The organism is Pseudomonas sp. AP42 (assembly GCF_001728935.1).
In the GTDB taxonomy this organism is placed as follows: domain Bacteria; phylum Pseudomonadota; class Gammaproteobacteria; order Pseudomonadales; family Pseudomonadaceae; genus Aquipseudomonas; species Aquipseudomonas lactis.
Genome location: NZ_LYSO01000170.1, coordinates 1 through 9,847 on the forward strand (window position 1 = coordinate 1; position 9,847 = coordinate 9,847).

Genomic DNA, 9,847 nt, shown 5'->3' on the forward strand with positions numbered 1-9,847 from the left:
GGCGGAACCCTAAGCGGCCGTTACCGCAGCAATGGATATGTACACAATTCAACTGTGTTGACTGCCAGGCCGCCTTCGCGAGCAAGCCCGCTCCCACAGTTGGATCGCGGGGTGTCAGGTAGATAGGCTTCGGCTGGCAGGCCACCATCGCAGGCAAGCCCGCTCCCACAGTTGGATGTGTATGGAGCTCATGAGCAATCAGTAATCGTCACCCTGTTCAGTGACATCGCGTTCCACCGGTCCCGCATCCGGGTCGTAGCCCACCGGGAACTTGCCCTTCAATGTCCAGGCAAATGCAATGATTTCGGCAATGGTGCGGTACAGCTCTTGCGGAATGCTGTCGCCCAGTTCCATGCGCGCCAGCAGTTTCACCAGCTCGGGGTTTTCATAGATGGGGACTTCGTTTTCCCGTGCCAATTTGAGGATGGCTTCGGCCAGGGCGTCGTCGCCTTTGGCCGTCAGGGTGGGGGCCTGTTGGCCGTCGTACTTGAGGGCGATGGCTTGGCGGGGTGGGGCGGCGTTTTTCATGCGGTTTCATCCACCCAGCGTTGCTCCAGTCCGGTTTTTGGCCCGCGTGGCGGGGTGCCCAGGTGGCAATCCAGGTCGCCGACGTTGAGCCCGGATGACACCAGGCGCTCGCGCAGGCTGCCCAAGTGGCTTTCGATCAGGCTGGCGGTGAACGGGCGGCTGGCCCACAGTTGGCTGGACAGTTTGCCCTGGGACAACTGCGCCTGAACCTGCAAGGGGCCCAGCGGCTCCATGTCGAAGGCCAGTTCGACGCGCCAGAGCATTTGCTTAGGGTCTTTTTTATCTTTGCGCTCGGTCTGGTCCTTGTCTGGCGCGGGCTCCTCGCGTTGAAACTTGACCTGCAACGGCACGATGTCTTGCAGAGTGCGCAGGGGGATTTCCAACTGCCAGGTCGTTTGCAGGCGGCCGTCGGCGGTGGTGCCGGTCTGTTCCAGGCTCGACAGTTGATGGCTCTGCAAGCGCGAGATTGCCGCGGCGGCCAGGCGTAGCAGGTTTTCCAGGTCGCCTTCACCTTCCAGTTTTGCCATCAGCCGCTCGGGCAGCGGGAAGCCGGCGGGTATCTGCCGGGCGCCGACCTGGCCGAGGGTGTTCAACGGGCTGCGCACAAAGTGTGGCAACACCTGGGCCAGGGTATTGGCGGCGAGGATCGCATTCAGGTTGGTGCTGGCGGGCAGGGCGGGCAGCAGGTCTGCGACCAGGCGCAACAGCGCGCCTTTCATGTCCAGCGGTGGGATTTGCGGGTTCTGGCCGGCAAGCAATTTGGCTTCCAGAAAGGCGCCGCTGTTCTGCACCACCTGGGCCAGCACCTTGGGGTTGCTGACCTGTGCCAGATCGGGCAAGGCCGCCAATAATCGCTCGGCGGCGGCCCGCAGCTCGGCCGATGTGCTGTCGCCACGGGGCAGGTTTTGCAAGGCGGTAAACACTGCGTCCAGCGAGCCTTGGCGACTTTGCTGGGTGGCGAGCTGTTGCGCCACGGCCAGTTGGTCTTTCAAGCCGCTCAGCGGTACGAAGTTCAGGGTTTGCGCGTTCTGCACCACGGCACTGAGCAAGCTGCCCACCCTCAGCGGCTGAGGGCTTTCCAACGCCAGGGTGGCACCGGCCAGGGCGTTATTGAGCACACTCACCAGCGAACGATAGATCGCCGGTTGCGCCGTGCCCTGGGGCAGCATCTGCGTGGTCAGCACCTTGGCTTGCAGCAGCGTGCCCACCGGCATTTGCGTGGTGTCGAGGCGGGTGAGGGCGGCCACGTTGGCGCTCATGGCTTGTTGCAAGGTGATGGCCAGGTTGCCCGCAGGCGTCTGGCTCACCGCCACGTTGCTGCCCAGGGGCAAGGGCTGGGCACTGCTGGCCTGCACCAGGGTCTGGCGACCGCCTTCGAGGGTCAACTTGAGCAGCAGTTGAAAGGCCTCGCCGCCTTGTTTAAGCGCGATGACCTCGGCGTTCACGGTTTTCCCCGGGCCGATCAACCCGGCCTGCGGTTCCAGCAGCTTGAGCAGCTCGCCGGCAGCCGGCAGCGGCGCGGGTCCGGGGGCTGAGGTGGGCGGCAGTGGAGGAAGGTTGATCTCACCGGTCATCGTGCGCGTGGTCTCTGGGGAAATTGCCCTCTTTAGAGTAGGGCATCGCATGTATAATGCCGCCCGTCTGTAAAGAGAGCGGTAAAAACCTCACAACTATTTGATCCAGCTCTCTAAAATCGGTCGCCAAAGCCGTTATTGTGCATCTCTCTATAACGGCCGCTGCACCGCCGACTTGAACCGTAAAGGCCCGCGATCTTTTGACCAGCCCTCTTCTTGAAGCCGTAGCGCTTGCCTGTGAACGCGACCTGCGCCTGCTGTTCGAGCAACTCGACCTGCGGCTTTCGAGTGGCGACATGGTGCAAGTCAGTGGCCCCAATGGCAGCGGCAAGACCAGCCTGCTGCGCCTGCTGGCCGGGCTGATGCAGCCCACGGCCGGCGTGGTGCGTCTCAACGGCAAGCCGTTGAACGAACAACGTAGCGAACTGGCGCGCAACCTGATCTGGATCGGCCACGCCGCCGGCATCAAGGACGTACTCACCGCTGAAGAAAACCTCAGTTGGCTCAGCGCCCTGCATCATCCTGCTTCCCGTGAAGCCATCTGGCAGGCCCTGGCCGCGGTAGGCCTCAAGGGCTTTGAAGACGTTCCCTGCCATACCCTGTCCGCCGGCCAGCAGCGCCGTGTGGCCCTGGCCCGCTTGTACTTGCCCGGCCCGCCGCTGTGGATTCTCGACGAACCTTTTACGGCCCTCGACAAACAAGGCGTGGCTCAACTCGAAGCGCACCTGGCCCAGCACTGCGAGCAAGGCGGCCTGGTGGTGCTCACTACCCACCACACCTTGGCGCGCTTGCCTGCCGGCTACCGTGAGCTGGACCTGGGGCGGTGGTCGCTATGAGTGTGTTCGCCTTGTTGGTGGCCCGCGAGGCACGGCTGTTGTGCCGTCGCCCCGCCGAACTGGCCAACCCGCTGGTGTTCTTTGCCATCGTGATCGCGCTGTTTCCGCTGGCGGTCGGCCCGGAGACTAAACTGTTGCAAACCTTGTCCCCAGGACTGGTATGGGTCGCCGCGCTTTTATCGGTCCTGCTCTCGCTGGACGGGCTGTTTCGCAGTGATTTCGAAGACGGTTCCCTGGAACAGTGGGTCCTTTCGTCGCACCCTTTGCCACTTCTGGTGCTGGCCAAGGTGCTGGCACACTGGGCTTTTTCCGGCTTGGCGCTAGTCTTGCTCTCGCCACTGCTTGCCATGATGCTCGGGTTGCCCGTTGAATGCCTGCCGGTGCTACTCCTGTCCTTGTTACTCGGCACGCCGGTGCTCAGCCTGTTGGGGGCGGTGGGCGCAGCGTTGACGGTCGGCTTGAAGCGTGGCGGGCTGTTGCTGGCCCTGTTGATTCTGCCTTTGTATATCCCGGTGTTGATCCTGGGCAGTGGCGCGTTGCAAGCCGCGCTCATGGGCATGCCGGCGACCGGTTACCTCTTGTGGCTTGGCAGCCTGACCGCCCTGGCGGTAACCCTGACACCTTTTGCTATAGCCGCCGGCCTGAAAATCAGCGTCGGTGAATAATGAGGTCTGACCCGGCGTTAACGACGCGGAGTCAGTAAAGACCCTGAGCTTTTCGCCACGACGAAAAGCACCGTGATGGAAACAGCAATGAACTGGACCTGGTTTCACAAGCTCGGCTCGCCCAAATGGTTTTATGGCATCAGTGGCAAGCTGCTGCCGTGGTTGAGTATCGCCGCCATCCTGCTGATCGGCATCGGCCTGGTCTGGGGCCTGGCCTTTGCGCCGCCGGACTATCAGCAAGGCAACAGCTTTCGCATCATCTATATCCACGTGCCTGCCGCGATGCTGGCCCAGTCCTGCTATGTGATGCTGGCGGTGTGCGGCATCGTCGGCCTGGTCTGGAAGATGAAGCTGGCCGATGTGGCCCTGCAATGCGCCGCGCCCATCGGTGCGTGGATGACCGCCGTGGCGCTGGTGACCGGTGCAATCTGGGGCAAGCCGACCTGGGGTTCGTGGTGGGTGTGGGATGCGCGCCTGACCTCGATGCTGATCCTGCTGTTCCTGTATTTCGGCCTGATCGCCTTGGGCAACGCCATCAGCAACCGCGACAGCGCCGCCAAGGCCTGCGCGGTGCTGGCGATTGTCGGCGTGATCAACATCCCGATCATCAAGTACTCGGTGGAGTGGTGGAACACCCTGCACCAGGGCGCCACCTTCACCCTCACCGAAAAACCGGCGATGCCCATGGAAATGTGGGCGCCGTTGCTGCTGATGGTGCTGGGCTTCTACTGTTTCTTCGGCGCCGTACTGCTGCTGCGCATGCGCCTTGAAGTGCTCAAGCGTGAAGCCCGTACCAGTTGGGTCAAAGCCGAAGTGCAAAACTGCCTGGGAGCACGCGGATGAGTTTTGCTTCTTTCAGTGATTTTCTCGCCATGGGCCACCACGGCCTGTATGTCTGGACGGCCTATGGCATCTGCCTGGCGGTACTGGCCCTCAACGTCGCCGCGCCGATCCTGGCCCGCAAGCGTTACCTGCAACAAGAGGCGCGACGTCTGCGCCGGGAGACCGAAAAGTGAATCCGCTGCGTAGAAAGCGTCTGTTGATCATCCTTGCCATCCTGGCCGGCGTCGGCATTGCCGTGACCCTGGCCCTGAGCGCCCTGCAGCAGAACATCAACCTGTTCTACACGCCCACCCAGATCGCCAATGGCGAAGCGCCGGTCGATACGCGCATCCGCGCCGGCGGCATGGTAGAGCAGGGCTCGTTGAAGCGTTCCGGCGATTCGTTGGACGTCACCTTCGTGGTCACCGACTTCAACAAGGCCGTGACCATCACCTATCGCGGCATCCTCCCGGACCTGTTTCGCGAAGGCCAGGGCATTGTCGCCCTGGGCAAACTCAACGCCGACGGCGTGGTAGTGGCTGACGAAGTGTTGGCCAAGCACGATGAAAAATACATGCCGCCCGAGGTCACCAAAGCCTTGAAAGACAGCGGCCAAACCGCGCCCGCCGCCCCAGCCAAGGAGGGCTAAGCCATGACGTCCGCACTGTTTATTCCTGAGTTGGGCCAGTTGGCGATGATCCTCGCGCTGTGCTTTGCGGTGGTCCAGGCCGTGGTGCCCTTGCTGGGTGCCTGGCGCGGCGATCGCCTGTGGATGAGCCTGGCGCAGCCGGCTGCCTGGGGCCAGTTCGCCTTTTTGCTGTTCGCCTTTGGTTGCTTGACCTACGCCTTCATGACCGACGATTTTTCCGTCGCCTACGTTGCCAACAACTCCAACAGCGCCTTGCCCTGGTACTACAAGTTCAGCGCCGTGTGGGGCGCCCACGAAGGTTCATTGTTGCTGTGGGCCTTGATCCTCGGCGGCTGGACCTTCGCCGTCTCGGTGTTCTCGCGCCAATTGCCGCAAGTGATGCTGGCGCGGGTGCTGGCGGTGATGGGCATGATCAGCATCGGTTTCCTGCTGTTTTTGATCATGACCTCCAACCCGTTCACCCGCATCCTGCCGCAGATCCCGGTGGACGGTCACGACCTCAACCCGTTGCTGCAGGATATTGGCCTGATCGTGCACCCGCCGATGCTCTACATGGGCTATGTGGGCTTTTCCGTGGCCTTCGCGTTCGCCATCGCCGCGTTGCTCGGCGGGCGTCTCGACGCCGCCTGGGCGCGCTGGTCACGGCCATGGACCATCGTCGCCTGGGCCTTCCTCGGTATCGGTATCACCCTGGGCTCTTGGTGGGCCTACTACGAACTCGGCTGGGGCGGCTGGTGGTTCTGGGACCCGGTGGAAAACGCCTCCTTCATGCCGTGGCTGGTGGGCACCGCGCTGATTCACTCCCTGGCCGTTACCGAAAAACGTGGCGTGTTCAAGAGCTGGACGGTACTGCTCGCCATCGCGGCGTTTTCCCTCAGCCTGCTCGGTACCTTCCTGGTGCGTTCGGGCGTGCTGACCTCGGTGCATGCGTTTGCCTCGGACCCCGAGCGCGGCGTGTTCATCCTGATCTTCCTGCTGTTTGTCGTCGGCGGTTCGCTCACCCTGTTTGCCCTGCGCGCGCCGGTGGTCAAGAGCCAGGTCGGTTTCAACCTGTGGTCGCGGGAAACCCTGTTGCTGGGCAATAACCTGGTGCTGGTGGTGGCCGCGTCGATGATCCTGCTCGGCACCCTCTACCCGCTGGTGTTGGATGCCCTCAGCGGCGCCAAGTTGTCCGTGGGGCCGCCGTACTTCAATGCGTTGTTCATCCCGCTGATGGGCCTGTTGATGGTGGTGATGGCGGTTGGCGTGCTGGTGCGCTGGAAAGACACCCCGGTGAAATGGCTGGCAGGCATGCTGATGCCGGTGCTGCTCGGCAGCGTGGCCCTGGCGGTGATCGCCGGGTTTGCCTACGGCGACTTCAATTGGGCGGTACTCGCCACGTTCCTGCTGGCGGCCTGGGTGTTGCTGGCGGGGGCGCGGGATATCGTCGACAAGACGCGCCACAAGGGTTTGCTCAAGGGCCTGCCCACCCTGACCCGCAGCTACTGGGGCATGCAGATCGCCCACATTGGTATCGCGGTGTGCGCCCTTGGGGTGGTGCTGTCCAGCCAGAACAGCGCCGAGCGCGACCTGCGCCTGGCGCCGGGCGAGTCCATGGACCTGGCTGGTTACCATTTCATCTTCGAAGGTGCCAAGCACTTCGAAGGGCCGAACTTCACCTCCGACAAAGGTACTGTGCGCGTGGTGCGCAATGGCAAGGAAATCGCCGTGCTGCACCCGGAAAAACGCCTGTACACCGTGCAGAGTTCGATGATGACCGAGGCTGGCATCGACGCCGGTTTCACCCGTGACCTGTATGTGGCCCTCGGTGAACCCCTGGGCGACGGCGCCTGGGCCGTGCGCGTGCATGTCAAACCCTTCGTGCGCTGGATCTGGTTCGGCGGGTTGCTCACCGGGTTCGGCGGGTTGCTCGCGGCGTTGGACCGGCGCTATCGGGTCAAGGTCAAGAGCCGGGTGCGTGAAGCGCTTGGCCTATCGGGAGCTGCGGTATGAAGCGTTGGTTGATGGTTGTGCCGCTGGCGTTGTTTTTGCTGGTGGCGGTGTTTTTGTATCGCGGGTTGTACCTGGACCCGGCCGAGCTGCCTTCGGCGATGATCGGCAAGCCGTTCCCCGCCTTCAACCTGCCAACGGTGCAGGGTGACAAGACCCTCACCCAGGCCGACTTGCAGGGCAAGCCGGCGCTGGTCAACGTGTGGGCCACCTGGTGCATCTCTTGCCGCGTCGAACACCCGGTGTTGAACAAACTGGCCGAGAAAGGCGTGGTGATCTACGGCATCAACTACAAGGACGACAATGCGGCGGCCTTGAAGTGGCTGGCGGAATTTCATAACCCGTACCAGTTGGATATCCGCGACGAAGACGGCAACCTGGGGTTGAACCTCGGCGTGTACGGCGCGCCGGAAACCTTCTTCATCGACGCCAAAGGTGTGATCCGCGACAAGTACGTCGGCGTGATCGACGAAACGGTGTGGCGCGAGCAACTGGCCGCCAAGTACCAGGCCCTGGTCGATGAGGCCAAGCCATGAAGCGTTGGTTGACCGCAGCTGTTTTAGCCCTGGGCCTGGCTGGTGTGGCCCACGCCGCCATCGACACCTATGAATTTGCCAACGACGCCGAGCGCGAGCGTTTCCGCGACCTGACCAAGGAACTGCGCTGCCCTAAATGCCAGAACCAGGACATCGCCGACTCCAACGCCCCGATCGCTACCGACCTGCGCCGGGAGATTTTCCGCATGCTGGGGGAGGGCAAGGACGACCAGCAGATCATCGATTTCATGGTCGACCGCTACGGCGATTTCGTGCGCTACAAACCGGCGCTCACCGGCAAGACTGCGCTGCTGTGGTTCGGCCCGGCCGGGCTGTTGCTGGCTGGCGTGGTGGTGATGGCCGTTATCGTGCGCCGTCGCCGCATCGCACCGATTGATGGCGCTGATGCGCTGTCCCCTGAAGAGCGCAAACGCCTCGACCAATTGCTGGACACCAAGACTGATGATTGATTTCTGGCTCGCAGCCGGTTTGCTGCTACTGATTGCCCTGAGTTTCCTGTTGATCCCTGTGTTGCGTGGCCGTCGTGCCCAGCGCGAAGAGGATCGCACCGCGTTGAACGTGGCGCTGTACCAGGAACGCGTCGCTGAGCTGCAAGCGCAGCAGGACGAAGGTGTGTTGAATACCGCGCAACTCGACACGGGCCGCGCCGAAGCGGCCCGTGAGTTGCTGGCCGACACCGAAGGCGTGGAAAAACCCCGTGAATCGCGGTTGGGCAAACCACTGCCGTTTTTGGCGGCGTTTCTGGTGCCTGTGCTGGGCGTTGCGCTGTACCTGCATTATGGCGCGAGCGACAAGGTCGAACTGACCCGAGAGTTTTCCCAGCCACCGGTGTCCATGGCCGACATGACCCGCCGTCTGGAACGTGCCGCCGCTGCACAACCGGATTCGGCAGAAGGTTTGTACTTCCTCGGTCGCGCCTATATGGCCCAGGACCGTGCCGCCGATGCCGCCAAAGTCTTTGAACGTACGGTTGCATTGGCCGGGCGCCAACCGGAACTGCTCGGCCAATGGGCCCAGGCGCAGTACTTTGCCGACAACAAACAATGGTCGCCAAAGGTTCAGGCGCTGACCGACGAAGCCTTGAAGCTCGACCCCAAGGAAGTCACCAGTCTCGGCCTGCTGGGTATCGCCGCCTTTGAGGGCCAGCGTTATCAGGAAGCCATCGACTACTGGAACCGCCTGCTCGCGCAATTGCCGCCAGAGGACAACTCCCGCGTCGCCTTGCAAGGCGGGATTGATCGCGCGGCAGAGAAGCTCAAGGAGAGCGGTGGCAGCGTCGTACAGGCGCCCAAGGCGCTGCTGAAAGTGCGTGTGGACCTATCCGCCGAGGTCAAAGCCAAGGCCCTGCCAGGCGACAGCGTGTTCATCTTCGCCCGCGCCGTTAACGGCCCGCCGGCGCCCTTGGCGGCCAAGCGTGTGACCGTCGACGCATTGCCCGTTACCGTCGAACTGGGCGATGCCGACGCGATGATGCCGCAGTTGAAACTGTCCAACTTCCCCGAAGTCCAACTGGTTGCGCGCATATCCCGGGCCGGCCAACCGACCACTGGCGAATGGATCGGCCGCAGCCAACCGTTGGCCAGCAGCACCACTGCGCTGCAGCAATTGACCATCGACACTCCGGACCAGTAATTCTGAGGACACGCCCATGACCGCATATGCACGCATCACCCTGCTCAGCCTGGTACTCGGCCTGAGCGCCTGTGCGGTCCACCGCCCACCTGCGGCGCCGACCGGCCCGACTATTCCACCGTCGGGCCCCTCGACCCAGCCGAACACCAAACCTTCGGGCCCTGTGACGCCGCCGCCAAAGCCCCTGCCAAGCAAATCGCCGACCTTCGCCCCACCGCCGGGCGCCGCCAGCCACTGGGACGGCAAGATGCAGGTGTACGTGCTGGACGATCAGCCTGACACCTTCTACCGCCAGCGCACCTACTACCGCTGGAGCAACGGCTGGAGCCGTTCCATCAGCCCCAATGGGCCATGGGAAGAAACCAACGTGCAAGGCGTGCCGCCGGGGTTGAGCAAGCAGTACGCGCAATGACAAAAGGCGACCGTGTTAGGGTCGCCTTTTTTATGTTCGATTTGAAAGGCTAACAACGGTGGGGGCTGCCTGCGATGACGGCCTGCCAGCCGACACCTATCCACCTGACACCCCACAATCCAAACTGTGGGAGCGGGCTTGCTCGCGAAGGCGGCCTGACAGTCAACACAGTTGGATTGTGTT

12 protein-coding genes are annotated in these 9,847 nt (G+C 62.8%); 10 read left to right on the plus strand and 2 right to left on the minus strand.

All coding sequences use genetic code 11. From position 1 onward, the window contains the following. Positions 1–198: 198 nt before the first annotated feature. Positions 199–528, minus strand: coding sequence for an EscU/YscU/HrcU family type III secretion system export apparatus switch protein (locus A7K61_RS29450; protein WP_044267490.1), 330 nt, complete (start codon positions 526–528; stop codon positions 199–201). Beyond that, positions 525–2,102, minus strand: a complete 1,578-nt coding sequence (locus A7K61_RS29455) for a flagellar hook-length control protein FliK (protein WP_044267493.1) — start codon at positions 2,100–2,102, stop codon at positions 525–527. Before A7K61_RS29455 ends, A7K61_RS29450 begins: the two co-directional genes overlap by 4 nt. Before the next feature lie 200 nt (positions 2,103–2,302). On the opposite strand from A7K61_RS29455, the gene ccmA reads away from it, so the two are divergent. From ccmA to A7K61_RS29505, 10 genes are all read left to right on the plus strand, one after another. Continuing rightward, complete coding sequence (ccmA, locus tag A7K61_RS29460; RefSeq protein ID WP_069558933.1) at positions 2,303–2,938, plus strand: cytochrome c biogenesis heme-transporting ATPase CcmA; 636 nt, start codon at positions 2,303–2,305, stop codon at positions 2,936–2,938. Next, positions 2,935–3,603 carry a heme exporter protein CcmB gene (gene ccmB, locus A7K61_RS29465; protein ID WP_003189951.1) on the plus strand — a complete coding sequence of 223 codons (669 nt, stop codon included), beginning with the start codon at positions 2,935–2,937 and terminating at the stop codon, positions 3,601–3,603. The genes ccmA and ccmB overlap by 4 nt, the downstream gene beginning before the upstream one ends. 87 nt (positions 3,604–3,690) lie before the next feature. Further along, positions 3,691–4,446, plus strand: coding sequence for a heme ABC transporter permease (locus tag A7K61_RS29470; RefSeq protein WP_069558934.1), 756 nt, complete (start codon positions 3,691–3,693; stop codon positions 4,444–4,446). Continuing rightward, complete coding sequence (gene ccmD, locus A7K61_RS29475) at positions 4,443–4,619, plus strand: heme exporter protein CcmD (protein ID WP_003172771.1); 177 nt, start codon at positions 4,443–4,445, stop codon at positions 4,617–4,619. Before A7K61_RS29470 ends, ccmD begins: the two co-directional genes overlap by 4 nt. Further along, on the plus strand, positions 4,616–5,074 hold the full coding sequence (gene ccmE / locus A7K61_RS29480; protein WP_032892677.1) for a cytochrome c maturation protein CcmE: 459 nt from the start codon (positions 4,616–4,618) through the stop codon (positions 5,072–5,074). Before ccmD ends, ccmE begins: the two co-directional genes overlap by 4 nt. A gap of 3 nt (positions 5,075–5,077) precedes the next feature. Continuing rightward, positions 5,078–7,066: a heme lyase CcmF/NrfE family subunit gene (locus tag A7K61_RS29485; RefSeq protein ID WP_032892675.1), complete on the plus strand. Its 1,989-nt coding sequence runs from the start codon at positions 5,078–5,080 to the stop codon at positions 7,064–7,066. Further along, positions 7,063–7,599 (plus strand): DsbE family thiol:disulfide interchange protein, encoded by a 537-nt coding sequence (locus tag A7K61_RS29490; RefSeq protein ID WP_032892673.1) that lies wholly within the window; start codon positions 7,063–7,065, stop codon positions 7,597–7,599. The genes A7K61_RS29485 and A7K61_RS29490 overlap by 4 nt, the downstream gene beginning before the upstream one ends. Next, positions 7,596–8,069, plus strand: coding sequence for a cytochrome c-type biogenesis protein (locus A7K61_RS29495; RefSeq protein WP_069558935.1), 474 nt, complete (start codon positions 7,596–7,598; stop codon positions 8,067–8,069). The genes A7K61_RS29490 and A7K61_RS29495 overlap by 4 nt, the downstream gene beginning before the upstream one ends. Beyond that, on the plus strand, positions 8,062–9,252 hold the full coding sequence (gene ccmI, locus A7K61_RS29500) for a c-type cytochrome biogenesis protein CcmI (RefSeq protein WP_032892671.1): 1,191 nt from the start codon (positions 8,062–8,064) through the stop codon (positions 9,250–9,252). Before A7K61_RS29495 ends, ccmI begins: the two co-directional genes overlap by 8 nt. 16 nt (positions 9,253–9,268) lie before the next feature. Further along, complete coding sequence (locus A7K61_RS29505; RefSeq protein WP_047710411.1) at positions 9,269–9,664, plus strand: hypothetical protein; 396 nt, start codon at positions 9,269–9,271, stop codon at positions 9,662–9,664. The last annotated feature ends 183 nt before the right edge of the window (positions 9,665–9,847 follow it).

Coding starts and splice junctions, on each gene's coding strand:
- A7K61_RS29450 (WP_044267490.1), bottom strand. CDS start 528: ATGAAAAACGCCGCCCCACCCCGCCAAGCCATCGCCCTCAAGTACGAC.
- A7K61_RS29455 (WP_044267493.1), bottom strand. CDS start 2,102: ATGACCGGTGAGATCAACCTTCCTCCACTGCCGCCCACCTCAGCCCCC.
- ccmB (WP_003189951.1), top strand. CDS start 2,935: ATGAGTGTGTTCGCCTTGTTGGTGGCCCGCGAGGCACGGCTGTTGTGC.
- A7K61_RS29470 (WP_069558934.1), top strand. CDS start 3,691: ATGAACTGGACCTGGTTTCACAAGCTCGGCTCGCCCAAATGGTTTTAT.
- ccmD (WP_003172771.1), top strand. CDS start 4,443: ATGAGTTTTGCTTCTTTCAGTGATTTTCTCGCCATGGGCCACCACGGC.
- A7K61_RS29485 (WP_032892675.1), top strand. CDS start 5,078: ATGACGTCCGCACTGTTTATTCCTGAGTTGGGCCAGTTGGCGATGATC.
- A7K61_RS29490 (WP_032892673.1), top strand. CDS start 7,063: ATGAAGCGTTGGTTGATGGTTGTGCCGCTGGCGTTGTTTTTGCTGGTG.
- A7K61_RS29495 (WP_069558935.1), top strand. CDS start 7,596: ATGAAGCGTTGGTTGACCGCAGCTGTTTTAGCCCTGGGCCTGGCTGGT.
- ccmI (WP_032892671.1), top strand. CDS start 8,062: ATGATTGATTTCTGGCTCGCAGCCGGTTTGCTGCTACTGATTGCCCTG.
- A7K61_RS29505 (WP_047710411.1), top strand. CDS start 9,269: ATGACCGCATATGCACGCATCACCCTGCTCAGCCTGGTACTCGGCCTG.